The organism is Ruegeria sp. BHSA191, from assembly GCF_059613325.1.
Genome location: NZ_JBXWSH010000005.1, coordinates 63517 through 87400, shown reverse-complemented (window position 1 = coordinate 87400; position 23884 = coordinate 63517). Strand labels below are relative to the sequence as shown.

The 23884-nt window shown below is 63.3% G+C and carries 21 protein-coding genes; 12 read left to right on the top strand and 9 right to left on the bottom strand.

The features are described 5' to 3' along the window. Positions 1-8 precede the first annotated feature (8 nt). Positions 9-131 (bottom strand): hypothetical protein, encoded by a 123-nt coding sequence (locus AC2FNS_RS07260; protein WP_496713620.1) that lies wholly within the window; start codon positions 129-131, stop codon positions 9-11. 68 nt (positions 132-199) lie between these two features. Here AC2FNS_RS07260 and AC2FNS_RS07255 point away from each other — a divergent pair, with 68 nt between their 5' ends. The 6 genes from AC2FNS_RS07255 to AC2FNS_RS07230 all read left to right on the top strand — a co-directional run bounded on the left by AC2FNS_RS07255 (position 200) and on the right by AC2FNS_RS07230 (position 6861). Beyond that, positions 200-649, top strand: a complete 450-nt coding sequence (locus AC2FNS_RS07255) for a methyltransferase family protein (protein WP_496686059.1) — start codon at positions 200-202, stop codon at positions 647-649. A gap of 130 nt (positions 650-779) precedes the next feature. After that, positions 780-2348 (top strand): Re/Si-specific NAD(P)(+) transhydrogenase subunit alpha, encoded by a 1569-nt coding sequence (locus tag AC2FNS_RS07250; RefSeq protein WP_496678890.1) that lies wholly within the window; start codon positions 780-782, stop codon positions 2346-2348. Between the two features lie 13 nt (positions 2349-2361). Continuing rightward, positions 2362-3816 (top strand): NAD(P)(+) transhydrogenase (Re/Si-specific) subunit beta, encoded by a 1455-nt coding sequence (locus tag AC2FNS_RS07245; RefSeq protein ID WP_496678892.1) that lies wholly within the window; start codon positions 2362-2364, stop codon positions 3814-3816. A gap of 98 nt (positions 3817-3914) precedes the next feature. Continuing rightward, positions 3915-4271 (top strand): VOC family protein, encoded by a 357-nt coding sequence (locus tag AC2FNS_RS07240; protein ID WP_496712965.1) that lies wholly within the window; start codon positions 3915-3917, stop codon positions 4269-4271. Positions 4272-4377: 106 nt separating this feature from the next. Further along, positions 4378-5655, top strand: a complete 1278-nt coding sequence (locus AC2FNS_RS07235; RefSeq protein WP_496712967.1) for a DUF3422 family protein — start codon at positions 4378-4380, stop codon at positions 5653-5655. Positions 5656-5724: 69 nt separating this feature from the next. Next, positions 5725-6861 carry an MFS transporter gene (locus AC2FNS_RS07230; RefSeq protein ID WP_496712969.1) on the top strand — a complete coding sequence of 379 codons (1137 nt, stop codon included), beginning with the start codon at positions 5725-5727 and terminating at the stop codon, positions 6859-6861. 7 nt (positions 6862-6868) lie between these two features. Here AC2FNS_RS07230 and AC2FNS_RS07225 read toward each other — a convergent pair whose 3' ends face one another. The 3 genes from AC2FNS_RS07225 to AC2FNS_RS07215 all read right to left on the bottom strand — a co-directional run bounded on the left by AC2FNS_RS07225 (position 6869) and on the right by AC2FNS_RS07215 (position 10642). Next, the gene (locus AC2FNS_RS07225) at positions 6869-7840 is read right to left on the bottom strand and encodes an ABC transporter permease (protein WP_496678899.1); all 972 of its coding nucleotides are present in this window, start codon (positions 7838-7840) and stop codon (positions 6869-6871) included. Continuing rightward, positions 7833-8840 carry an ABC transporter permease gene (locus AC2FNS_RS07220; protein WP_496678900.1) on the bottom strand — a complete coding sequence of 336 codons (1008 nt, stop codon included), beginning with the start codon at positions 8838-8840 and terminating at the stop codon, positions 7833-7835. The genes AC2FNS_RS07225 and AC2FNS_RS07220 overlap by 8 nt, the downstream gene beginning before the upstream one ends. A gap of 95 nt (positions 8841-8935) precedes the next feature. Beyond that, positions 8936-10642 carry a peptide ABC transporter substrate-binding protein gene (locus tag AC2FNS_RS07215; RefSeq protein WP_496686066.1) on the bottom strand — a complete coding sequence of 569 codons (1707 nt, stop codon included), beginning with the start codon at positions 10640-10642 and terminating at the stop codon, positions 8936-8938. A gap of 283 nt (positions 10643-10925) precedes the next feature. Here AC2FNS_RS07215 and AC2FNS_RS07210 point away from each other — a divergent pair, with 283 nt between their 5' ends. The 4 genes from AC2FNS_RS07210 to AC2FNS_RS07195 are packed head-to-tail and all read left to right on the top strand — an operon-like array spanning position 10926 to position 16329. Beyond that, positions 10926-12746, top strand: a complete 1821-nt coding sequence (locus tag AC2FNS_RS07210; protein ID WP_496678903.1) for an ABC transporter ATP-binding protein — start codon at positions 10926-10928, stop codon at positions 12744-12746. Between the two features lie 5 nt (positions 12747-12751). Continuing rightward, a complete protein-coding gene (gene argE / locus AC2FNS_RS07205) occupies positions 12752-13918 on the top strand; it encodes an acetylornithine deacetylase (protein ID WP_496712971.1) in 1167 nt (388 codons plus the stop codon). A 57-nt stretch (positions 13919-13975) separates the two neighbouring features. Beyond that, positions 13976-15139, top strand: a complete 1164-nt coding sequence (locus AC2FNS_RS07200) for a M20 aminoacylase family protein (RefSeq protein ID WP_496797501.1) — start codon at positions 13976-13978, stop codon at positions 15137-15139. 26 nt (positions 15140-15165) lie between these two features. After that, the gene (locus tag AC2FNS_RS07195) at positions 15166-16329 is read left to right on the top strand and encodes a M20 aminoacylase family protein (RefSeq protein WP_496686073.1); all 1164 of its coding nucleotides are present in this window, start codon (positions 15166-15168) and stop codon (positions 16327-16329) included. A gap of 39 nt (positions 16330-16368) precedes the next feature. On the opposite strand, the gene AC2FNS_RS07190 is transcribed toward AC2FNS_RS07195, so the two are convergent. Then, positions 16369-17679, bottom strand: a complete 1311-nt coding sequence (locus tag AC2FNS_RS07190; protein WP_496712975.1) for a 3-deoxy-D-manno-octulosonic acid transferase — start codon at positions 17677-17679, stop codon at positions 16369-16371. Position 17680: 1 nt separating this feature from the next. Next, on the bottom strand, positions 17681-18688 hold the full coding sequence (gene moaA, locus AC2FNS_RS07185) for a GTP 3',8-cyclase MoaA (protein ID WP_496686078.1): 1008 nt from the start codon (positions 18686-18688) through the stop codon (positions 17681-17683). 91 nt (positions 18689-18779) lie between these two features. On the opposite strand from moaA, the gene AC2FNS_RS07180 reads away from it, so the two are divergent. Next, on the top strand, positions 18780-19193 hold the full coding sequence (locus AC2FNS_RS07180) for a hypothetical protein (RefSeq protein WP_496712978.1): 414 nt from the start codon (positions 18780-18782) through the stop codon (positions 19191-19193). On the opposite strand, the gene AC2FNS_RS07175 is transcribed toward AC2FNS_RS07180, so the two are convergent. The 3 genes from AC2FNS_RS07175 to glmU are packed head-to-tail and all read right to left on the bottom strand — an operon-like array spanning position 19181 to position 23054. After that, positions 19181-19867, bottom strand: a complete 687-nt coding sequence (locus AC2FNS_RS07175) for a DNA alkylation repair protein (protein ID WP_496712980.1) — start codon at positions 19865-19867, stop codon at positions 19181-19183. The two genes, AC2FNS_RS07180 and AC2FNS_RS07175, sit on opposite strands and share 13 nt — an antisense overlap. Before the next feature lie 6 nt (positions 19868-19873). After that, complete coding sequence (glmS, locus tag AC2FNS_RS07170) at positions 19874-21697, bottom strand: glutamine--fructose-6-phosphate transaminase (isomerizing) (protein WP_496678917.1); 1824 nt, start codon at positions 21695-21697, stop codon at positions 19874-19876. Between the two features lie 4 nt (positions 21698-21701). Beyond that, positions 21702-23054: a bifunctional UDP-N-acetylglucosamine diphosphorylase/glucosamine-1-phosphate N-acetyltransferase GlmU gene (gene glmU / locus AC2FNS_RS07165; protein WP_496678918.1), complete on the bottom strand. Its 1353-nt coding sequence runs from the start codon at positions 23052-23054 to the stop codon at positions 21702-21704. 133 nt (positions 23055-23187) lie between these two features. Here glmU and AC2FNS_RS07160 point away from each other — a divergent pair, with 133 nt between their 5' ends. After that, positions 23188-23859: an HAD-IA family hydrolase gene (locus tag AC2FNS_RS07160; protein WP_496712982.1), complete on the top strand. Its 672-nt coding sequence runs from the start codon at positions 23188-23190 to the stop codon at positions 23857-23859. Positions 23860-23884 lie beyond the last annotated feature (25 nt).

Below are 23884 nucleotides of genomic sequence, written 5' to 3'. Positions count from 1 at the left end.
CTGGATCCCTAGGGTTTTTCTTCTTCGATCTGGGGGTATCGGATCGACGCTGGACTGTCCATGATCGGGTGTTCAGGGGTCGATGGCCCGATTTCGGGTTGCGACACCTTGGGGTTTTGCCATCCTGTCATGAAAACGGTAGGACGTAAGTCGGAAGCGACAATCTGCCCGTGATTGTCGCGACAACGAAGGGATGCGAATGCGCCGTATCGACTTACCGCCACTGTGGCTTGTGGGCTTTGCGGCACTGGCTTGGTTGCAGGGCCGCTATCTGTCGTTCGGCCTTTCGCTGGAAGGCTGGTTCACGGATCTGCTGAGCGGGCTGTTGATCGGTGCAGGCATCCTGCTGGCGGTTCTGGCAATTGTCGAATTCCGCCGCCACCGTACGACGGTCATTCCGCATGAAACACCTTCGGCGCTGGTGCAGTCGGGCATTTACAAGCGCAGCCGCAATCCGATCTATCTGGGCGATGTCCTGATCCTTGCCGGGTTGATCCTACGCTTCGATGCCGTGTTGTCGATGGTGTTGGTTCCGGTCTTCGTCTGGGTGCTTGAACGGCGGTTCATCCTGCCCGAGGAAAACCGCCTCCGCCGCATCTTCCGTGCGGATTTCGCGCGCTACGAACGCAAAACCCGGCGCTGGATCTGAGATGCGCCGACCCGTGACACAACGTAATGAATGCTGCGCTTGCGAAATAATGTTGCGCGGGATACATGATTGCTTAACAGGAAATACCGATCAGCCGCTCGGACAGAGTGATAATTAGGGGGACTTGCCGGTGAAAATAGGCACGCCAAAGGAAATACTAAAGGGCGAGAACCGGGTCGCGATGACTCCGGAGTCGGCCGTTCAGTTGCAGAAACTGGGCTATGACTGCGCGATCGAGAAAGGGGCCGGCGCGGCCGCCGGGTTCTCGGACGAGGCTTACGAGGCCGTCGGGGTCGAAATCGTCAAGACCGCGGCTGCGCTGTGGAAAACGGCCGACATCATCGCCAAGGTGCGCGTGCCCACCGAAACCGAACTCAAGCGTCTGACCAAGGGCAAGACGCTGATCTCGTTCTTCAACCCGGCCGGGAACGAAGAAGGGATGGAACTGGCCAAGGAAAAGGGCGCCAACGTCATCGCGATGGAGATGGTGCCCCGCATCAGCCGCGCGCAGAAGATGGATGCGCTGTCGTCGATGGCCAACATCGCCGGCTATCGCGCCGTGATCGAGGCGGGCAACAATTTCGGCCGGTTCTTCACCGGTCAGGTCACCGCCGCGGGCAAGGTGCCGCCGGCCAAGGTTCTGGTCGTGGGCGCCGGCGTGGCCGGTCTGGCCGCGATCGGCACGGCCGTCAGCCTGGGTGCTGTGGTCTATGCGTTCGACGTGCGCCCCGAAGTGGCCGAACAGGTCGAATCCATGGGCGCCGAGTTCGTCTATCTGGATTTCCAGGACGATCAGGACGGCGCGGAAACCGGCGGCTATGCCAAGCCTTCCAGCCCCGAGTTCCGCGAGGCGCAGCTGGCCAAGTTCCGCGAGATGGCGCCCGAAATGGACATCGTCATCACCACGGCGCTGATCCCCAACCGCGAGGCGCCCGAGCTGTGGACCGAGGACATGGTTCAGTCGATGAAACGCGGCTCGGTCATCGTGGACCTCGCGGCCGAGAAGGGCGGCAACTGCAAGCTGACCGTTCCGGACGAAAAGATCGTTACCGACAATGGCGTCACCATCATCGGCTATACCGACTTCCCCAGCCGCATGGCGACGCAGGCCTCGATGCTGTACGCCACCAACATCCGGCACATGATGACCGATCTGACGCCCAACAAGGACGGGCAGATCGTTCACGACATGGAAGACGACGTGATCCGCGGAGCGACCGTGACCCACGAAGGGCAGATCACTTTCCCGCCGCCACCGCCCAAGGTGCAGGCCATCGCGACCAAACCCAAGGCCGAGGTCAAGGAACTGACGCCCGAAGAAAAGCGCGCGCAAGAGATCGCGGCCTTCAAGGCGCAGACGAAACAGCAGGTGACGCTGCTGGGCGTGGGCGGTGCGCTGATGCTGTTGGTGGGGCTGGTGGCTCCGGCCAGCTTCATGCAGCACTTCATCGTTTTCGTGTTGTCGGTCTTCGTAGGCTTCCAGGTAATCTGGAACGTCAGCCACAGCCTGCACACGCCGTTGATGGCGATCACCAACGCGATTTCCTCGATCATCATCGTGGGAGCGTTGATGCAGATCGGGTCGGGGTCTTTCCTCGTCATTCTGCTGGCGGCGCTGTCAATCTTCATGGCCGGGATCAACATCTTCGGCGGTTTCCTCGTAACCCGGCGCATGCTCGCCATGTTCCAGAAATCTTAAGGAGGCCGGGCACATGGAATTTGGCTTCACCACCGCCGCCTATGTCGTTGCGGCTGTTCTGTTCATCCTTTCGCTCGGCGGTCTGTCGAACCAGGAAAGCGCCAAACGCGCGGTCTGGTACGGCATCGTCGGCATGGCGCTGGCGGTGTTCGCCACGCTGGTCGGCCCCGGATCGGGCCTGTGGCCACTGTCGCTGCTGCTGATCATCGGCGGCGGCCTGATCGGTCAATACGTGGCGCAGCGCGTCCAGATGACCGAGATGCCGCAGCTTGTGGCCGCCATGCACTCGCTGGTGGGTCTGGCGGCCGTATTCGTCGGCTACAATGCCCATTTCGAGATCAAGAACGTCGCCGAAGTCTTTGCGATCGTTGACGCGGCCAAGGATGCCGACCTGTCGGATCTGGGGGCCTTCGCGAAACTGATCGCCAAGAAAACCCCGGCCGAGCTGGCCATTCTGCATGTCGAGCTGTTCCTGGGCATCTTCATCGGTGCGATCACTTTTACCGGTTCGGTCGTGGCCTATGGCAAGCTGGCCGGCAAGGTCACCTCGGCGGCAACCAAGCTGCCGGGCGGGCATGCGCTGAACGCGGCGGCGGCCGGCCTCTCGCTGATCTGTCTGATCTGGTACACCGCTTCGGGTGGCTTCTTCCCGCTGTTCCTGATGACGCTGGCGGCGCTGTTCATCGGTTATCACCTGATCATGGGCATCGGCGGTGCCGACATGCCGGTGGTAGTGTCGATGCTGAACAGCTATTCGGGCTGGGCTGCGGCGGCTATCGGTTTCTCGCTGGGGAACGACCTGCTGATCGTGGTCGGTGCGCTGGTTGGCTCGTCGGGTGCGATCCTGTCCTACATCATGTGCAAGGCGATGAACCGCCATTTTGTCAGCGTGATCCTGGGCGGCTTCGGCGGCCCGCAGGGCGAACAGATGGCCGTGGAAGGCGAACAGGTGGCCATCGACGCCGAAGGTGTCGCCGCAGCACTGAACGATGCCGACAGCATCATCATCGTGCCGGGATATGGCATGGCGGTGGCACAGGCGCAGCAGTCGGTCAGTGAACTGGTGCGCAAGCTGCGCGCCAAAGGCAAGAACGTGCGCTTTGCCATCCACCCCGTTGCGGGCCGCCTGCCGGGCCACATGAACGTGCTGCTGGCCGAGGCCAAGGTACCCTATGACATCGTGCTGGAGATGGATGAGATCAACGATGATTTCCCGGACACGGACGCTGTCATTGTCATCGGCTCGAACGACATCGTGAACCCGGCCGCGCAGGAAGACCCGAACTCGCCCATCGCGGGGATGCCGGTGCTCGAAGTGTGGAAGGCCAAGCAGGTGATCGTCTCAAAACGCGGGCAGGGCACCGGGTATTCGGGTATCGAAAACCCGCTGTTCTATAAGGAAAACACCCGCATGTTCTATGGCGACGCCAAGCAGTCGCTGGACAAGCTGCTGCCAATGATCGACTGATCCGCGGCCCATATCCTTGGAAAAGGCGCCCCTCGCGGGCGCCTTTTTCCGTTTCAGGGTATGATGCCACAGCAACCCCCAACGGCATGAGGTGTTCCATGCAGAAGGTAAACGGCATTGGCGGCGTGTTCTTTCGCGCCCGTGATCCGAAGGCTCTGTCGCAATGGTACGAGGCCCATCTGGGCGTCAACCACTATGACCCTGTCCCGTGGAAGCAGCGCGAAGGCTACACCGTTTTTGCCCCTTTCTCGGAAGATACGGACTATTTCGGTGATGCGGCGCAACAATGGATGATCAATTTCCGCGTCGACGATCTGGCGGCCATGGTCGACCAACTGCGCGCGGCTGGAATCGCGGTGGGGACCCGAGACGAATGGAACAGCGAGATCGGAACATTCGCCCGCTTGAACGACCCCGAGGGCAATCCGATCGAGCTCTGGCAGCCAAATCAATGAGATAGCTGGCTTGTATACCGCGGTATCCATGTAAGTGTATGAAATAAAAAGAGAATTGATGAAATCAGCCGGTGTCGTATAGTGCCCGGAACACAAGGAGCCGTTCATGACGCCAATCGAGGATCATCCGCTGCGCTATACGTTAGCCAATGAATTGCACGCGCGGCCGTTCCCCGTTGCGCAGGCCCCGTGCACGGTTGTCTTCCTTGCGATCAAAAAACCGGTCGCCGCGGTGGCGCGCGACCGAGCCGAAGATATGGCCCACCTGATCGACCTGTTGGACCGCCACGGGGCACAGCATCCGCAGCCCGATGCCACCCACTATGCCGGCCAGATCGGGCGGCATTGGTTGAAGTGGGAGCACCACACGGAATTCGTGACCTACACGGCCATCACTCAGAATGTCAGCGAGCGCGCCTTCAACCCCGCCGATTTCGAGGTATTCCCCCCCGACTGGCTGATGGCCAGTCCGGGGCAGCGTGTGACCTCGATCATGCTGCGGGTGGTGCCGCGCCCGGATGACGGGGCCACGCAAGCCGCGCTGGCGGACTGGTTCGAACCCGAAAGCTTGGCTGTGTCACAGGTGCTGGACGACTCGGCGATCTGCGCCAGCGATTTTCGCATCGACCCGGCGGGCCACATGCGGTTTGCCCTGTTCGTGTCCGAGGGCACCGGGCGCAGGCGCACCGGCCGGATCATCCAACGCCTGTGCGAGATCGAGACCTACAAGGCGATGTCCATGTTGGGCTTTGCCCGGGTCAAGGCCCTGATGCCCCAGATCGGCGAGTTGGACCGGCAACTGACCCAGCTGATGGGCGAGATGACCAAGGACAAGACCCATCCTGACGATCTGTTGCCGCAATTGCTGGCCACGTCGACCGAGCTCGAGACGCTGTCGGCGCGTTCGGCTTTTCGCTTTGCCGCGACGGGGGCCTATGAGGCCATCGTGCACCAGAGAATCGAGGCACTGCGCGAGGATCGCTTTCACGGGCGTCAGACATTCGCCGATTTCATGATGCGCCGCTATGACCCGGCCATGCGCACGGTCAAGGCGACCGAACGGCGACTGCAGGCGCTTTCGGACCGGGCCATTCGCGCCGGTGACCTGCTGCGAACGCGCGTCGATGTCGAGCGCAGCGCGCAGAACCAGGCTTTGTTGGAGAGCATGGACCGCCGGGCGGATCTGGCCCTGCGTCTGCAGCACACGGTCGAGGGTCTTTCAGTGGTGGCCATCAGCTATTATGCCGTGTCACTGGTCAGTTACCTGCTGTATCCGTTGACCAAGGCGGGGATCAGCAAGGGGATGTTGACCGCAGGCGTGACGCTGCCTGTTGTGGCGCTTGTCTGGTTGGCCGTGCGCCGTATCCGCCGCAAGCTGGAATAGGGCGGCTTGCCAACCCGCACGGCGCCTGTATTGCTGCAAGGCAGGCAATTCACAGGTGGGGCAGGGCAAATGACCGGATTGGTTTCAGCCTGGCGGGCCGTGGCCGCCATGTTCATCCTGAACGGCGCCCTGTTCGGCATCTGGGCCTCGCGCATTCCGGCCGTCCGTGACCGTCTGGGGCTGAGCCACGAAGAGCTGGGCTATGGCTTGCTGTTCATGGCGGCTGGGGCGGTGTGTTCCTTTCCAGTCACCGGGCGCCTGACCGACAGGTTCGGAGCGGTGACAGTGACGCGGGTGATCGCGGTTTTGTACACAGCATCACTGATCCTTCTTGCGGCCGCCGACAGCTTCGCCATGCTGGCTGCGTTCCTGTTCATCTTCGGGGCCTTCCACGGCTCGATGGATGTGGCCATGAACGCCTGGGCCGCCGAGGTCGAGCAGGCCTACGCCAAACCGGTGATGTCCTCGTTCCACGCGATGTGGAGCCTCGGCGCCGGGTTGGGAGCGCTCAGCGGCTACGGCGCGGTTCAGCTGCAGCTTGCCGTGTTGCCACATTTCCTGCTGGCCGGAGGGGCAACCGTGGCGCTGGCGCTTGCCCTGTCCTGGGTCCGATGGACATCGCGGCGGGTGCAGTCCGACGGCAACGCGATCTTTGCCTTGCCCAGCGGAGTTCTGGTTCTGGTCGGGCTGACCGCGATGTGCGGCGCTTTGGGCGAAGGCGCGGTGGCTGATTGGAGCGCCATCTTTCTGCGGGATGTCACGGGTGTGGCTGAAAGCGTTGCGGCGTTGGGCTATGCCGTCTTTTCGGTGTCCATGGTTGCAGTTCGGCTCCTGGGTGGGCTCGTGATCGCCCGGTTCGGCCCGGTGCCGGTGGCTCGGGTCAGCGGAGCCTGCGCGGCCTTGGGCGTGTTCCTGGTGGTATCGGCCGGGGGGGCGGTCGGGGCGCTGGCTGGATTCGCGATGATGGGCGTGGGCTATGCGGTGATCATGCCGCTGGCCTTCAGCCGAGCCGCGAACGACCCGCATGTCCCGCCGGGGCAGGCCATCGCCAGTGTCGCCACTTTGGGGTACGGAGGTCTTCTGATCGGTCCGCCGCTGATCGGGCTTCTGGCGGGGATCTTATCACTGCGGCTGGCCTTTGGCGTCCTGCTGCCGCTGGCAGTTGTGATCGTTTTGTTGGCCGGCGCGCTTAGGCGCGCCGACTGAATTTTGTTCAGCGTCCGCGGATCCGCGGATCGAGCGCATCGCGCAAGCCGTCGCCCAGATAGTTCACGCTGAGAACGGTAAGCGAGATCGCCAAGCCGGGCCAGAACACACGCTCGGGGTATTGCTGCAGATAATCAACACCATCGAACAGCAGCCGGCCCCAGGTGGGGAAATCAGGCGGGAAGCCCAGGCCCAGGAAGGACAGCGCGCTTTCGGTGATGATCGCCGTGGCGATGCCCAGCGTGGCCGACACCATGATCGGAGACAGTACGTTCGGCAGGATGTGCCGGGTGATGATTTGCGTGTTGCTGGTGCCGATCGAGCGGGCGGCCAGAACGAATTCGCGTTCCTTGATGGCCAGCACGTCGCCGCGCACGATCCGCGCCGTAGGCATCCACGAGGTGATGCCGATGGCGCAGACGATCAGGATGAAGATCCCACGCTCGAGCCCGAACGCAGCGGACAGAGGCTCGCGGAACAGCAACATCATCACCAGCAGCAGCGGCAGCAGCGGCAGGGCCAGGAACAGGTCGGTCAGGCGCATCAGCGGCCCGTCCAACCGTTTGAAGAACCCGGCGACCACGCCGATGAACGACCCAAGAAACAGCGCCAGCAGCATCGCGGTGATGCCGACCGAGACCGAGGTCTGCCCCCCCGACATCATCCGGGCCAAGATGTCCCGGCCCAGCTGATCGGTACCGAACGGATGGGCCCAGCTGGGCCCCTGGTTGCGGGCACGGATATCGATCTGGGTTGGGTCGATGGTCCACAGGAACGGGCCAAGATAGACGGCCGCGACGATAAAGATGAACAGCATCGCGCCGATCATGGCGCCCTTGTGGGTCTTGAACTGGTCCCACACATCGCGCCACTGGCTGCGGGGCGGGGCGGTGAATTCCTCGACCACGTCCGCGGCGGGCAGAGCGGTCGAAGCGGGCGCAAGCCCTTCGTCGGGGACAAAGCGATCCTTGTCAGTCATAGCGGATCCTCGGGTCCAGAATGCCATAGAGAACGTCGGCGATCAGGTTGAACAGGACGATCAGCACGGCAAAGATGAAGGTCAGGGTCTGCACCATCGGCAGGTCGTTGGCCTGGATGGCGCCGATCAGCAGCTGTCCGATGCCGTTCACCTTGAATACCTGCTCGGTAATGATGGCGCCGCCGAAGATCGACGGAATCCCCAGGGCGATCACGGTGACCACCGGGATCATCGAGTTGCGCAGGACATGCACCATGACGACGGTGTACTCGCTCAGGCCCTTGGCGCGGGCGGTACGGACGTAGTCCTGGTTCAAGTTGTCCAGCATCGAGGCGCGCATGAACCGGCTGAGCTGCGCGGTGATCTGCAGCGCCAGCACCATCACCGGCATGATCATCTGTTTCAGCTGAACGACGAAGCTGTCCCAGTCATTGACCACATGCGTCGTGTCATAGATCGACGGGAACCAGCCCAGCTGGACCGAAAAGATCACGATTACCAGCACCCCCGAGAAGAACGGCGGGACCGAGAAGCCGACCATCGACACGAAGGTGCCCATCTGGTCGAACCATGAATACTGGCGATAGGCCGAATAGATGCCGATGGGCAGCGCGATCAGGATGGCGACCACATAGGCGGTGCCGACAACCCACAGGGTCTGCGGGATGCGTTGAACGACGATGTCCATGACGGGCGAGCGGGTCTGCCACGAAATCACCCGCAGGTCACCTTCGGAAAAGGTAGTGCCAAAAATGTGATCGACCAGAACCTGAGGTTCAATCCAGAAGAACTGCACGATCCATTTCCAGAACCGGACATGCATCGGCTGGCCGAGGCCAAGCGCCTCGCGCATCTTCTCTTTGACTTCGGGCGGAACGGTCAGCGGAACCTGCGCCATCGGGTCGCCGGGGGCGAGTTCGAGCAGCAGGAAAATGACGAGACTGATGAACAACAGCGTCGGAACGGCCAGGATCAGTCGTCGAATGGTGAAGTTGAGCATTCAAAGGCGCCTTTGTGCATGCGTCTTTTCGTTGGGGTGGATGCAGGTAACCGCGCCCCGATAGACACCGGGGCGCGGCAGTGCAAGCCTGACGCTTAGGAACCGGTCTTGCGGTACCAGTCAGCGATGTTCCACAGCTCGCTGTCCCACACGTTCAGAACGACGCCACCCAGCGTGTTCGAATGTGCCGACAGGCGGCCACGGTGCACCAGCGGGATCATCGCGCCGCCCATTACGGCCATGTCGTTCAGCTTTTTCGCGATCTCGGCGCGGGCTTCCAGGCCGGCGGTCTGGGCCAGCTGGGCATGCAGCGCGTCATATTCCGGGTCGCACCAGCGCGAGATGTTCTCGCCCTGCCACTGAGTGTCCGGACGCGGAGCCTTGTCGCACAGCATGTTGCCCAGATACGACTGCGGATCTGTGCCGTTGAAGGTGTTGGCGTACATTTCAACGTCGGCATAGAACTTCTGGAACGTGTCGGGCGAGCCCGGATCACCACCGAAGAAGACCGAGGCGTTGATGTTGCGCAGTTCGGTTTCGATGCCAATCTGGCTCCACCATTCCTTGATCAGCGCCTGGAAGTCCTGACGGACGGCGTTGGTCGAGGTCTGGTATACGACTTTGAGCGGAACACCGTCTTTTTCGCGGATGCCGTCGCCGTTGGTATCGACGATCCCGGCATCATCCAGCAGCTTCTTCGCGCCTTCGATGTCCTGCTTGTCGCAGGTCATGGTGGTCGAGTTGAACGCGGCCGGAGCCGGCACCCAGTTGCAGGTAACTTTGCCTGCTTGGCCATAACCGATCTCAACCAGCAGCGGACGGTCGATTGCCAGTGACATGGCGTTGTACACGGCCGGGTCGGTCAGGAACGGGTGCGGGTGCTTGGCCGTCGAACGTTCGCCTTCCGGCAGTTCGGGGGACGGGTTGGTCTGGTTCAGCATGATGCGCTCGACCAGCGGGCCGAAGCCTGCCACCGGAGTGCCCTTGCCGCCTTCTTGCATTTGCGCGATCACTTCGGGCGCCAGCTGCAGGTTCCAGGCATAGTCGAACTCACCGGTTTCCATCACGGCGCGTCCGGCCGCGGTTGCATCGCCGCCGCCCTTGAACGTCACTGTCGCAAAGGCAGGCTTGTTCGGATCACGATAGTTGTCGTTGGCTTTGAAGGTGATCACGTCGTTCGGCTTGAACTCGGTGACGACAAACGGGCCGGTGCCGATCGGATTGAAGTTCTGTTCGGTGCATTCCGGCGCCTTGGCGCCCATGCAGTTTTCGAACTGGGCCTTCTGGATGATCGGGCTTTCCCCGCCAACGAACGGGCCATAGGGGAAGGGGGTCGGCTTGTCGAAGGTGACCTTGACGGTCAGATCGTCGAGCGCCTCGACGCTGGTGACGCCTTCGAACTTGGTCACCTGCGCACATCCGCCCTCCGGGTCCATGCAGTAGTCGGCGGTGAACTTGACGTCCGCCGCGGTGAAGGGCGAGCCGTCCGACCAGGTGATGCCGGGCGCGATCTTCCAGGTGATCGAGGTCAGATCCTCGCTGACACCGCCGTTTTCGACTGTGGGGATTTCGGCCGCCAGGTAGGGCACCATGTTGCCGTCCTGGTCATAGCGGGCCAGCGGTTCGATCACCAGCGAGGCCGCCTCGACATCCTTGGTGCCACCCGACAGGAACGGGTTCAGGATCGAGGGCGCCTGCCAATAGATGATGCTGACATTGCCGTCCGATCCGCGCTCGGCCATGGCCATCGGGGCCATCGCCGTGCTTGCAATCGCACCGAGCAAAAGGGCTTTGATTTTCATCATACACTCCATGTTGGACACATTCGTGTCTCGATTATTCCGCAAGGCCTGCGGACTTGGCGTTGCCGCGCGTGGGGCAAGCTGCTGTAACGAAAAGAAAAAAGGTTTCGCTTATTGCGGCCTGCACAGGTTTTCCGGCGCGGTTACGCGGGGTATCGAAACAGAGTTTTGGAAAATTGCAAGCCTTGCCGCAGCGAAATCGGGCAATGGGTTTGACTTTTCCCACTTCGCCGCCTTAGCGTTTGGCACTCAAATCGAACAAGCCCTCAAGGAGAGCGCGCGCGTGCTGGACCAGCCTATTGCCGATATCAGAAAACTTCGCGTCGAGTTTCAGACCAAGGATGGACCGGTCGTCGGGGTCGAGGATGTTTCGTTCGAGGTCCATCCGGGCGAAACCGTCTGCATCGTGGGCGAATCGGGGTCGGGCAAATCGGTGTCGTCGCTGTCGCTGATGCGGCTGGTGGAATTCGGCGGCGGCAAGATCGCGGGGGGCGAACTGCTGTTCGACCGACGCGACGGGCGCAAGCTGGATCTGGCCAAGTCCGATCAGGACCTGATGAAGCAGATTCGCGGCAACGAGATCGGGATGATCTTCCAGGAACCGATGACCGCTTTGAACCCGGTCTTCACCGTGGGCCGACAGCTGACCGAGGGCCTGCGGATCCACAAAAACATGTCCAAGGCACAGGCCGAGGCGCGCGCGCTGGAGCTACTCAAGCAGGTCCGCATCCCCGAGCCCGAGCGGCGCCTCAAACAGTACCCGCACGAATTGTCAGGCGGGATGCGACAGCGGGTGGTGATCGCCATGGCGATGGCCTGCGAGCCGCGCCTGCTGATCGCCGACGAGCCGACGACGGCACTGGACGTGACCATTCAGGCCGAGATCTTGGCCCTGATGGACCGGCTCAAGCGGGAAACCGGCACGGCGGTGATGTTCATCACCCATGACATGGCCGTGGTCGCCCAGATGGCCGACCGCGTCGTGGTCATGTATCGCGGCAACAAGGTCGAAGAGGGCACCGTCACCGAGATTTTCGAAAACCCCCGACACGACTACACCAAGGCCTTGCTGGCCGCGGTGCCCAAGCTGGGCGAGATGCGCGGCAAATCCGCGCCCGAACCGATGAAGCTGCTGGGAGTCGAGGGCCAGAACATCGCTCCGATTCCCGGAACCGAGGACGTGCTGCTGACGGTCCGCAACCTGACCACGCGCTTCCCCGTCAAGGGCGGGCTGCTGCGCCGCACGATCTCGAACGTGCACGCGGTCGAGGATGTATCGTTCACTCTGAACCGGGGTCAGACGCTGAGTCTGGTCGGTGAATCCGGCTGCGGAAAGTCCTCGGCGGGGCGGTCGATCCTGCGGTTGGTCGAGCCGCTGTCGGGCGAGGTGGACCTCGATGGCGTCGACATCATGAAATTGGACCAGAAGGGCCTGCGCAAGGCCCGGCTGGACATGCAGATGATCTTTCAGGACCCGTTCGCCTCGTTGAACCCGCAGATGCAGCTGGTCGATCAGGTCGCCGAGCCGATGCGCAATTATGGCGTGGCCTCGGGGTCGGAATTGCAGGACCGTGTGGCGCAGCTGTTCGACAAGGTGCACCTGCCGCGCAGCTTCATGCGCCGGTACCCGCACGAGATGTCGGGCGGCCAGCGCCAGCGTATCGCCATCGCGCGCGCCCTTGCGCTGAACCCCAAGCTGATCATCGCCGACGAGGCCGTTTCTGCACTAGACGTATCGGTGCAGGCGCAGGTGCTGAACTTGATGATGGAACTGCAGTCCGAACTGGGGCTCAGCTATCTGTTCATCAGCCACGACATGGCCGTGGTTGAACGCGTCAGCCACCATGTCGGGGTGATGTATCTGGGCCGGATCGTCGAACTGGGCCCGCGGGCGCGGGTGTTCGAGAACCCTCAGCATCCCTATACCCAGGCGCTGATGAAGGCGGTGCCGATCGCGGACCCGAACCAGCGAAAATCGGAAAAAGACCTGAATTTCAAACCGATCCCGTCGCCCATTCATCCGATCGACTATCAGCCTGCGCCGTCTGAGTACCGTGAGGTCGAGCCGGGGCATTTCATTCTGACCACCGACAGCGGGTATTGATCCCGATGGCGCGGCGCCTGACACCGCTCGAGATCATGACGCGGCTGATTGCGTTCCCGACGGTCAGCCGCGACAGCAACCTGCCTCTGATCGACTGGGTCGGGGACTATCTGGCAAGTCATGGCATCGAAGCCCACCGCTGGCCCGATCCCGACCAGCCGCACAAGGCGGCTCTGTTTGCCCATGTCGGGCCTTGGGACGAAGGTGCTATCGTTCTGTCAGGTCATACCGACGTGGTGCCGGTGGACGGGCAGGCCTGGGACAGCGATCCCTTCACGGTCACCGAGCGCGAAGGCAAGTATTTCGGGCGCGGCACCTGCGACATGAAAGGGTTCGACGCGCTGGCGATCTGGGCATTGGTCGAGGCGCATTACGCGGGCGTGGCTCGCCCGTTGCAACTCGCGCTGAGCTTTGACGAAGAGGTCGGCTGTACCGGCGCTCCGCCGATGATCGCGGCGATGCAGAAGGTTCTGCCCAGGGGCTCGGCGGTGATCGTGGGGGAACCGTCGATGATGCAGGCGGTGACCGGGCACAAAGGCAGCTATGGCTATGACACGCATGTGGTGGGCTACGAGGTCCACAGCTCGCGCCTGCACGAAGGGGTGAATGCCATCATGCAGGCGGCCCCCTTGATCGACTGGGCCAATCAGCAGAATGCGAAGAACATGGCCGCGCAACCCGGCGCGCTGGCGGCGGTGTTCGACCCCCCTTGGACGACGTGCCATGTGGGCATGATCCGGGGTGGGACGGCGCATAACATCACGGCCAAGGATTGCTGGTTCATGATGGATTTCCGCGTGGTGCCCGGCGAAAGTGCCGCCGCATGGCGCGACGCCTATTTTGCGCAGGTGCGCGCGGTCGAGGCGCGGATGCAGCAGGTCCGCCCCGAGACGCGGATCGACGTGACGCCCAGCTTTGCTGTTCCCGCGCTGGTCCCCGAACCCGAGGGCGAGGCCGAGGCTCTGGTCCGCTCGCTGACCGGCGACAACGCGACCCATGTCGTCAGCTATGGCACCGAGGCGGGGCAGTTCCAGGAGGCCGGCTATTCGGCCGTGATCTGCGGGCCGGGCGACATCGCCCAGGCGCACAAGCCCGACGAATTCATAACCGTTGCCCAGTTCAATGCCGGGCACCAATTCATGCAGCGGTTGGTTCAGAAACTGGCCGCCTGATTTTTTTGTCCCAGCCCAAGGCTTTAGGCTTGGATGCTGGTAGTGGAGGAAACGTGCATGCCCGTCAGAAACCGTTTTGCCGAATTGCATCCCGAAATCACCGCGTGGCGGCGTGACATTCACCAGAACCCAGAGATCTTGTACGACACCCACCGCACCAGCGCGGTGGTTGCGGAAAAGCTGCAGGAATTCGGCTGCGACGAGGTGGTGACGGGGATTGGCCGCACCGGCGTGGTCGGCGTGATCAAAGGCAAGGTCGACACCAAGGGCCGGGTGATCGGCCTGCGGGCCGACATGGACGCGCTGCCCATGCAGGAGCAGACCGGGCTGGACTATGCCTCGCAAACGCCGGGGGCCATGCATGCCTGCGGCCATGACGGACATACGGCAATGGTTCTAGGGGCGGCGAAATACCTGGCCGAGACACGCAATTTCGACGGCACGGCGGTGGTGATCTTTCAACCGGCCGAAGAAGGCGGGAACGGCGCCGAAGCGATGTGTCGGGACGGGCTGATGGACCGTTTTGGCATCCAGGAGGTCTATGCCATGCACAACGTGCCGGGCCTGCCCACGGGGCAATTCGCCATCCGCTCGGGGCCGTTGCTGGCGGCGGCGGACGAGTTCGACATCCATCTGGAAGGGCGCGGCGGGCATGCGGCCAAGCCGCACGAAACGGTGGACACCACCGTCATGCTGTCGCACCTTGTGGTGGCGCTGCAGACCATCGTGGCGCGCAACGCCGATCCGACTCTGCAGGCGGTGCTGTCAGTCACCTCGGTCGAGACATCTTCGACCGCGTTCAACGTGATCCCGCAATCGGCGCGCGTGCGTGGCACGGTGCGTACCCATTCCAATGAGATGCGCGACCTGATCGAGCGCCGCCTGACCGAGGTGACGCAGAGCGTCGCGGCCGCGATGGGCGGAACTGCGCAGGTAAACTATACCCGTGGCGTGCCGGTGACGATCAACGCCGAAGTGCCCACACAGCACGCCGAGGCAGCAGCCATCGCCGTGGGCGGCAGCTGCCTCGAGGCACCGATGGTAATGGGCGGCGAGGATTTCTCGTTCATGTTGCAGGAACGGCCGGGTGCGTTCATAGTTCTGGGCAATGGTGACAGCGCCGGGCTGCATCACCCTGAATACGATTTCAATGACGAAATCATTCCGATTGGATGCTCATGGTTTGCCGAAATGGTCGAAAGCCGGATGCCGGCGGCCTGAGGCTTTGAAGGAGAGAGAAGACGAAAATGCCAGTCAAGAACCGATTTGCCGAATTGCAGGACGAAATCACCGCATGGCGACGAGATCTGCACGAAAACCCCGAAATCCTGTTCGAAACACACCGCACCAGCGCGGTGGTGGCGGAAAAGCTGAAGGAATTCGGCTGCGACGAAGTGGTCACGGGGATTGGCCGCACCGGGGTGGTCGGCGTGATCAAAGGCAAGGCCGACACCAAGGGCCGGGTGATCGGCCTGCGGGCCGACATGGACGCGCTGCCGATCCACGAGGCGACGGGCCTCGACTATGCTTCGAAAACACCGGGGGCAATGCATGCCTGCGGCCATGACGGACATACCGCCATGCTGCTCGGCGCGGCGAAATACCTGGCCGAGACCCGCAACTTCGATGGCACCGTGGTGGTGATCTTCCAGCCCGCCGAAGAGGGCGGAGGTGGCGGCCGCGAGATGTGCGAGGACGGCCTGATGGACCGCTGGAACATCCAGGAGGTTTACGGGATGCACAATTGGCCGGGCAAGCCGGTCGGCAGCTTTTCGATCCGGCCGGGGGCTTTCTTTGCGGCGACCGACCAGTTCGACATCACTTTCGAGGGGCGGGGCGGGCACGCAGCCAAGCCGCACGAGACGGTGGACACGACCGTAATGGCGGCGCAGGCTGTTCTGGCGTTGCAGACCATCGCGTCGCGCAATGCCGATCCGATCGATCAGGTCGTCGTCTCGGTCACCTCGTTCGAGACCTCGTCCAAGGCGTTCAACGTGATCCCGCAGAAGGTGCAGATCAAGGGCACCGTACGCACCATGAGCAGCGAAATGCGCGACCTGGCCGAAAAGCGGATCAAGGAAATCTGCGCGGGCGTCGCGGCCACGTTCGGCGGCACTGCCGACGTGACCTACATGCGCGGCTATCCCGTCATGGTGAACAGTGACGAACAGACCGATTTTGCGGCCCAAGTGGCCAAGTCGGTCTCGGGCGATTGCGAGGTCGCACCGTTGGTCATGGGCGGCGAGGATTTTGCCTACATGCTGGAAGAGCGCCCCGGAGCCTATATCCTGGTCGGCAATGGCGATACGGCGATGGTTCACCACCCGGAATACAATTTCAACGACGAGGCGATCCCTGCCGGGTGCAGTTGGTGGGCCGAGATCGTCGAACAGCGGATGCCCGCAGCCTGATTCCGTAGCGGGGGCGCAGGCCCCCGCTGCCGTTTGCGGTCAGGGGCCTGCGTCCTCCAGGTCCAGTTTGTCGCATAGCGTATCAACAACCGCATCTAGCGCCGATTTCTGGGTATTCACGCAGGACTGCGCCGCCGCTTGCGCTGCTGCCAGAGCCGATCTGTCCGACAGCCAAAGCGCGACTGCCCCGCTCAGGTCCGAGGCCGAGAACACTTCGACCGCGCCACCGCTGTCCACCAGCGGGGCAAATGTCTCAGCGAAATTGAAATAGCCCGACCCAGTGATCACCGCGGCTCCGGCCTGCGCGGGTTCGAACGGGTTGTGGCCGCCGATCTCTTTCAGCGACCCGCCCAGGAACACGATCGGGCACAGCGCGTACCACGTTCCGGTTTCGCCCAGCGTATCGGCCACATAGACCTGTGTGTCGCGGGTGATCGGCTGCCCGGCGCTGCGCAGAGCATGGCTTTGACCCGCCGCATCAACAAGGGCGCAGACCTCGCCCCGCCGTTCAGGGTGACGGGGGATCAGCAGCAGCAGCAGGTCGGGCCAGCGGTTCAGCAATTCGGCATGGGCGGCCAGAACGGTCTCTTCCTCGCCTGCATGGGTCGAGCTGGCGATCCAGACCGGCCGCGCGCCGATCTGGGCGCGGATCTGCGTCAGCATGTCTTGATCCACCGGCAGCGGATCGGACATGGCCTTGAGGTTGGTTCCGGGTTGCACCCGATCGACGGGCGCCCCCATGGCGATCAGGTTTGCGGCCGTGCGGTCGTTTTGCGTCAGGAACAGGCGGAACTGGCTCAGGACATAGCGGGCGGTGTCGGGGCGCTTCTTCCACCCGGCCACCGATTTCTCGGACAGGCGTGCGTTCAGCAGGGCCAGGGGCGTCCCGCGCCGGGCGGTCTCGACGATCAGTCGTGGCCAGATCTCGCTTTCGACAAAGACGCCGGCATCGGGCCGCCAGTGATCCAGAAACCGCGCCACCGGGCCGGCGCTGTCCAGCGGGGGGTATTGGTGGCGGGTGCGCGGCGGCAGACGTTTTTCCACCAGCGCAGCCGAGGTCGGGGTGCCAGAGGTGATCAGGAACTGCGCATCGTCGATCCGTTCGCTCATGCGCTTGATCAGGCTCAGAACCGACAGGCTCTCACCCACGCTGGCCGCATGAAACCAGATCAGCCGACCGTCGGGGCGGGGTTGGCTCGCATGGCCCAGCCGCTCGCGCTGACGGATTTCAGAAACACCCGCCGACTGCAGCTTGGCGCGAACGGTGCGCCAGGCCAGCGGCATTGCGAGGGATGTCAGCGCGCAGTACACGCGGTACAGCGCCGTGGGTCGCCCCGACAAGTCTGACATGTCAGCCGCCCGTGTGGCTCATGTGACGGCTCATCTGGCCATCGATCTTTTGGCGGGAATAGTCGAAATCATGGCCCTTGGGCTTGAGGGTGATCGCCGCCCGGATCGCCTGTTCCAACGGCTCTTCGCTGTCGGGGTGGTCGCGCAGGGGCGCGCGCAGGTCGGCCATGTCCTCTTGCCCCAGGCACATGTACAACTCGCCCGTACAGGTCAGGCGTACCCGGTTGCAGCTTTCGCAGAAATTATGGCTAAGCGGTGTGATGAAGCCGATCTTCTGCCCGGTTTCCTCCAACCGGACATAGCGCGCCGGGCCGCCCGTGCGCTCGGCCAGATCGGTAACAGTATAGTGGTTTTCGTACTCGGCCCGCACGTCTTTCAGCGACCAGTATTGATCCAGCCGATCCTCGTTGCCGATGTCACCCATGGGCATGACCTCGATCCAGGTCAGGTCCATGTCGCGCTCGGCGCACCATCGTGTGATCTTGGGCAGTTCTTCCTCGTTGAACCCTTTCAGGGCCACCGCGTTGATCTTCACGCGCAACCCGGCTTTCTGCGCGGCATCGATTCCGCCCAAGACCTGTTTCAAGCGACCCCAGCGGGTGATCTGGGCGAACTTGTCTTCGTCCAGCGTGTCGAGCGAGACATTCACCCGCCGCACCCCGGCGGCATACAGGTCGTCGGCGAACCGGGCCAATTGCGAACCATTGGTGGTCAGCGTCAGCTCTTTCAGCGCGCCGCTGTCCAGATGCCGGGTCATCGAGTCGAAGAAACTCATGATCCCACGGCGCACAAGCGGTTCGCCCCCGGTGATCCGCAGTTTTTCCACGCCCAGCCGGATGAAGGTCGAGCACATCCGGTCCAGTTCCTCCAGCGTCAGCAGCTCTTTCTTGGGCAGAAAGGTCATGTTTTCCGACATGCAATAGACACAGCGGAAATCGCAGCGGTCCGTGACGGAGACGCGGAGATAGGTGATTGCGCGGGCAAACGGATCGATCAGCGGAGCAGTCATGCTCAATAGGTAAAGCGGGTAATGCGATACGGCAAGTCGCAACTGCGCTCGAGGGGTGGAACACGGGCGCGGGCAGGGGTAGGTTGGTTGCATGCGATACCTGTTTATCCTCCTTCCTGCGTTTCTGACCGGCTGCGATGCGGTGCGGCAGACCTTGGACCGGTCGCCAGAAACGCCGACCGTTAAACCGGATGCGGTGGTCACGGAAACCGAGGTCGTCGCGGCACAGCCCGTTGCGGCGGCGCAACCCGGTTGGAGCGGTGCGAAACGCACGATCGCGGGGCTAGGCGATCCGAACAAACCGGGGCGCTGGCTGGAAACGCCATTGGTGCAGGCCGAGCGGAATGGCAGGGTCGTGGTGACGAAGACCGGGGCGCAGGCCTATGTGACGCTGGTTCCCGCGTCGGGCCCCGAGGGCGGCGGCGGGCGGCTCTCGCTCGAGGCGATGCGCGCTCTGCTGGTACCGTTTGACGAGCTGGTCGAGCTGGACGTCTATTCCGATTGACTTTTCAGGTACTTGCTGGCCTCTTTGCGGGCAAAGGGCTTCATCGCGTCACCGTGCGCGGCCAGAAAGGCCCGGACCCGGTCGGGGTCATGTTTCGACAGGTCGCGCAGCCACCAGGCCACCGCCTTCTGGATGAACCAGTCGCGATCGGGGACATAGCCGGCGGCCCAACTCAGAATACGGTCGCGGCGCTGCAGATCTTCGGGCTTGGGGTGGTTCTGCTTGGTCCAGGGCAGGGTGGCGACCAGTGCCGCGCGTCGGGTCCACATGTGATCCGAGGTGGTCCAGCTTTCGACCTGATCCAGCCGCGAAGGGTCAGCCCACAGGCGCTTTTGCATGGCCATGCTGGCATGATCGGCGACCGCCCAGGCGTCGAAATCGGGCAGCCAGATTTGCAGCAGGTCCCAAACCGCCTGATCGGGGCGGATGCGCGCCTGCGTCAGCAGCTTGGCGGCGGCCAGCCGCGCCTCGTGGATGTTGGTCTGCCACAGCTGATCGGCCAGCGCGACACGGGCGTCTACGTCCATCTGCTGCCGCCAGCTTTTGGTCAGATCATTCAGCACAGGGTTCGGTACGCCAAGATAGGGGCGATCGACCTTGTGATAGGCCGCCATCTGGGTGGCCCGGTCCGGGTCGGCATGCGCCTTGATCTGGTCCAGAGGGCTTTCCGGCATGACGGCTTACTCGACCGTGACGGATTTCGCCAGGTTACGCGGCTGGTCCACATCGGTGCCCTTGGCGACGGCCGTGTGATAGGCCAGCAGCTGCGCGGGCACCGAATACAGGATCGGCGCGACCGAGGCGTGGGCATGCGGCATACGGATCGTGCTCCAGACCCCGTCTTTGGCATCGGCGATCCCGTCGTCGTCCGAGACCAGAATGACCTTGCCCTTGCGCGCCATGACCTCTTGCATGTTCGACACGGTCTTGTCGAACACCGCATCGCGCGGGGCCATCACCACCACCGGCATGTGCTTGTCGATCAGGGCGATGGGGCCATGCTTCAGCTCGCCCGAGGCATAGCCTTCGGCGTGGATATAGCTGATTTCCTTGAGTTTCAGCGCGCCTTCGAGGGCCAGCGGGTACATCAGGCCGCGTCCCAGGAACAGAACGTCGCGCGCCTCGGACAGGCGCTGCGCGGATTTCCGGATCGCCTCCTCCTGGTCCAGCGCGGCGTTCAGCAGCGTCGGCAGGCCGCGCAGCGCGGCGGCGTGATCGGCCAGCGCATCGTCGTCCAGCGTGCCCCGGTCGGCCGCGGCCTTGAGCGCCAGCATCAGCAGAACGCTCAGCTGGCAGGTGAAGGCCTTGGTCGAGGCAACGCCAATCTCGACCCCGGCATGGATGGGCAGCGCCACGTCGCTTTCCCGCGCGATCGAGCTTTCGGGGACATTGACCACCGACACGATCTTGTCGGCCTTGCCCTCGCAATAGCGCAGCGCGGCCAGGGTGTCGGCGGTTTCGCCCGACTGGCTGACGAACAGCGCCAGCGTGCGGTCGGTGATCGGCGGTTCGCGATAGCGGAACTCGCTGGCGATATCGACCTCGACCGGCATCCGGGCCAGTTGCTCGAACCAGTATTTGGCGGTCAGGCAGGCATAGAAGGCCGTGCCGCAGGCCACCATGGTCAGGCGGTCCAGCTTGGAGAAATCAAGATCCGCATCCGGCAGAACCACCCGGTCGCTGCCGGTGGGCAGGTACGAGCGGATCGCCTCGGCCACCACCACCGGCTGTTCGGCGATTTCCTTGGCCATGAAATGCTTGTGTCCGCCCTTGTCGGTTCGGGTCTGATCCAGCTGGATCTTGCGGATCTCGCGATTTGCGATTTCGCCCGCCTCGTTGCGGATCTCGATCGAATTGCGGGTGACCACGGCGCGGTCGCCTTCCTCCAGATAGGTGATCCGGTCGGTCAGCGGCGCCAGCGCGATGGCGTCCGAGCCGACGAACATCTCGCCATCTCCGTGCCCGATGGCCAGCGGCGAGCCCTTGCGGGCGGCGACGATCAGGTCATCCTCGCCGTCGAACAGGAAGGCCAGCGCGAAGGCGCCTTGCAGCCGGTCGATGGTCTTGAAGGCGGCCTCGACCGGGCCCAGCCCCGATTTCATGTAGAATTCGGTCATCAACGCGACGGTTTCTGTGTCGGTCTCGGTCTGGAAATCGATTCCGTTCTCGGCCAGTTCGGCCCGCAGCTCGCGATAGTTTTCGACAATGCCGTTGTGGACCACGGCAACCGGTCCGGCCTGATGCGGGTGCGCGTTGCTGACCGAGGGTGCGCCATGGGTCGCCCACCGCGTGTGCCCGATGCCCGACTTGCCAGGCAGGGGGTCATGCACCAGCAGGTCGCTGAGATTGACCAGCTTGCCCACCGCGCGCCGACGGCCCAGCTTGCCGCCGTTTATGGTTGCGATGCCCGCACTGTCATAGCCGCGGTATTCCAGCCGTTTCAGTGCTTCGACCAGAATGGGCGCCGCTTCGTGCTTGCCCAATACGCCAACAATTCCACACATTTACTCAGGCTCCCTTGTCCCGGCGTGCCTTTTTCGCCTTCAGCATCTCGAACAGCTTGCGGGCATAGCCCGGCTTGTTTTCCTGTTTGGCGCGACCCACCGCCAGGGCGTCGGGTTCGACGTCGCGGGTCACGATGGTGCCGGTGGCCGTCATCGCGCCGCTGCCCACGGTGACCGGGGCCACCAGCATAGTGTTCGAACCGACAAAGACGTTCTCGCCGATCGTCGTGCGGTGCTTCATCACGCCGTCATAGTTGCAGGTGATGGTGCCCGCGCCGATATTCGTACCCGCGCCCACCGACGCATCGCCGACATAGCTGAGGTGATTGACCTTGGCGCCCTCGTCGATCTGGGCATTCTTGATCTCGACGAAATTGCCGATACGCGTGTTCTCGGCCAGTTCCGCCCCAGGGCGCAACCGGGCATAGGGGCCGACTATGGCGCCGCGGCTGACATGGCAGCCTTCCAGGTGCGAAAACGCCCGGATCGTCGCGCCGCTTTCGACGGTGACACCGGGGCCGAAGACCACGTTTGGTTCGATCACCGTGTCGCGGCCGATCACCGTATCGGCGGCCAGATAGACCGTCTCGGGGGCCATCAGGGTGACGCCCAGATCCAGCAACTCGGCCCGGGCGCGGGCCTGGAACACGGCGTCGGCGGCGGCCAGATCAGCGCGCGAGTTCACGCCCAGCGTCTGCGCCTCGTCGCACGAAACGGCGGTGACCTTCAGGCCGCGGTCGCGCGCGATCTCGACCACGTCGGTCAGATAGTATTCGCCCGAGGCGTTGTCGTTTCCGACCGCGTCGATCAGGTCGAACAGGGTGCCCGCGTCACAGGCCAGAAGGCCTGAGTTGCAGAAGGTTATGGCGCGTTCTTCATCTGAAGCATCCTTGAACTCGACGATCCGCTCCAAGGCGTCGCCGTTCATCACCAAACGGCCGTACCGGGCCGGGTCGGCGGCCTCGAAGCCAAGGATCACCAGATCGTTGTCAGCCCGCGCGGCGATCATGCGCTCCAGCGTGTCGGGCTGCAGAAACGGGGTGTCACCGTACAGAACGACCACGTCGCCGATGAACCCGTCCAGCGCCTCGCGCGCTTGGGCGACGGCATGGGCGGTGCCCAACTGTTGGTCCTGCACGACGATGCGCGCGTCTTCATCCTCGGCCTGCGCGACCTTGGCCACCGCCTGCGAGCCGTGGCCGGTGACGATGACCGTGCGTTCGGGTGCCAGGACCGAACCGGCGCGCATGGCGTGCACCAGCATCGGAACCTGGGCGATCGGGTGCAAAACCTTTGGGATGTCCGAATTCATCCGGGTGCCTTTTCCGGCGGCAAGGATGACAAGGGCAGTGCTCATGAATGCGTTTTCTCTTTTGTTTTGTCGCGGTCCGTTTTATCCGCTGGGGGCAGGGGCGCAAGCCGTTCGGCCATCAAACAAGATTGCCGTTTGCAACACGACATGGCGGAAAACTGCCGAACAAGGAGACAGAATGCGCACGGTCATCTTCGATCTGGACGGGACTTTGGCCGATACGTCGGGCGATCTGCTGGCGGCGGCGAACCATTGTTTCCGGCAGATGGGGCATGGTGATGTGCTGGTGCACGGGCAGGATGCTGCGGTGGCTTTGCGCGGCGGGCGGATGATGCTGACCCACGGGCTGAAACGCGTGGGCGCCTATAACGAAGAGACCGTGAACGCCTATTACCCGGTCCTGCTCGAGGCCTATGGACAGGCTATCGACACCCACACCACCTTCTATCCCGGCGCGCTGCAGGCGGTCGAAGCGCTGAAAGCCGCCGGATACGGTGTCGGCATCTGCACCAACAAGCCCGAGGCGCTGGCCGAGCTGCTGATGACGCGGCTGGGCGCGCGGGCGCTGTTCGGCTCGCTGGTGGGGGCGGATACGCTGCCGGTGCGCAAGCCCGACCCCGCGCCGCTGCGTGAAGCCGCGCGCCGGGCCGGGGGACATCCCGACCACTGCATCCTAGTGGGCGACTCGGATACCGACAGGAACACGGCCCGTGCCGCCGGGGTGCCGTCGATCCTTGTGACCTTCGGCCCGTCAGGCGATGACATGGCCGCGCTGCAGCCCGAGGCGCTGCTGCACCATTTCGACGATCTGCCCGCAATCGTTGCCGAGCTTGTGGGCGCGGCGGCCTAATCTCTTGACCCGCGCTGCGACTGGC

What these genes read in the sequence shown, in the direction of transcription:
- AC2FNS_RS07260 (WP_496713620.1), bottom strand. Translation starts at nt 131, where the DNA reads ATGACAGGATGGCAAAACCCCAAGGTGTCGCAACCCGAAATCGGGCCA.
- AC2FNS_RS07255 (WP_496686059.1), top strand. Translation starts at nt 200, where the DNA reads ATGCGCCGTATCGACTTACCGCCACTGTGGCTTGTGGGCTTTGCGGCA.
- AC2FNS_RS07245 (WP_496678892.1), top strand. Translation starts at nt 2,362, where the DNA reads ATGGAATTTGGCTTCACCACCGCCGCCTATGTCGTTGCGGCTGTTCTG.
- AC2FNS_RS07240 (WP_496712965.1), top strand. Translation starts at nt 3,915, where the DNA reads ATGCAGAAGGTAAACGGCATTGGCGGCGTGTTCTTTCGCGCCCGTGAT.
- AC2FNS_RS07235 (WP_496712967.1), top strand. Translation starts at nt 4,378, where the DNA reads ATGACGCCAATCGAGGATCATCCGCTGCGCTATACGTTAGCCAATGAA.
- AC2FNS_RS07230 (WP_496712969.1), top strand. Translation starts at nt 5,725, where the DNA reads ATGACCGGATTGGTTTCAGCCTGGCGGGCCGTGGCCGCCATGTTCATC.
- AC2FNS_RS07225 (WP_496678899.1), bottom strand. Translation starts at nt 7,840, where the DNA reads ATGACTGACAAGGATCGCTTTGTCCCCGACGAAGGGCTTGCGCCCGCT.
- AC2FNS_RS07220 (WP_496678900.1), bottom strand. Translation starts at nt 8,840, where the DNA reads ATGCTCAACTTCACCATTCGACGACTGATCCTGGCCGTTCCGACGCTG.
- AC2FNS_RS07215 (WP_496686066.1), bottom strand. Translation starts at nt 10,642, where the DNA reads ATGAAAATCAAAGCCCTTTTGCTCGGTGCGATTGCAAGCACGGCGATG.
- argE (WP_496712971.1), top strand. Translation starts at nt 12,752, where the DNA reads ATGGCGCGGCGCCTGACACCGCTCGAGATCATGACGCGGCTGATTGCG.
- AC2FNS_RS07200 (WP_496797501.1), top strand. Translation starts at nt 13,976, where the DNA reads ATGCCCGTCAGAAACCGTTTTGCCGAATTGCATCCCGAAATCACCGCG.
- AC2FNS_RS07195 (WP_496686073.1), top strand. Translation starts at nt 15,166, where the DNA reads ATGCCAGTCAAGAACCGATTTGCCGAATTGCAGGACGAAATCACCGCA.
- AC2FNS_RS07190 (WP_496712975.1), bottom strand. Translation starts at nt 17,679, where the DNA reads ATGTCAGACTTGTCGGGGCGACCCACGGCGCTGTACCGCGTGTACTGC.
- moaA (WP_496686078.1), bottom strand. Translation starts at nt 18,688, where the DNA reads ATGACTGCTCCGCTGATCGATCCGTTTGCCCGCGCAATCACCTATCTC.
- AC2FNS_RS07180 (WP_496712978.1), top strand. Translation starts at nt 18,780, where the DNA reads ATGCGATACCTGTTTATCCTCCTTCCTGCGTTTCTGACCGGCTGCGAT.
- AC2FNS_RS07175 (WP_496712980.1), bottom strand. Translation starts at nt 19,867, where the DNA reads ATGCCGGAAAGCCCTCTGGACCAGATCAAGGCGCATGCCGACCCGGAC.
- glmS (WP_496678917.1), bottom strand. Translation starts at nt 21,697, where the DNA reads ATGTGTGGAATTGTTGGCGTATTGGGCAAGCACGAAGCGGCGCCCATT.
- glmU (WP_496678918.1), bottom strand. Translation starts at nt 23,054, where the DNA reads ATGAGCACTGCCCTTGTCATCCTTGCCGCCGGAAAAGGCACCCGGATG.
- AC2FNS_RS07160 (WP_496712982.1), top strand. Translation starts at nt 23,188, where the DNA reads ATGCGCACGGTCATCTTCGATCTGGACGGGACTTTGGCCGATACGTCG.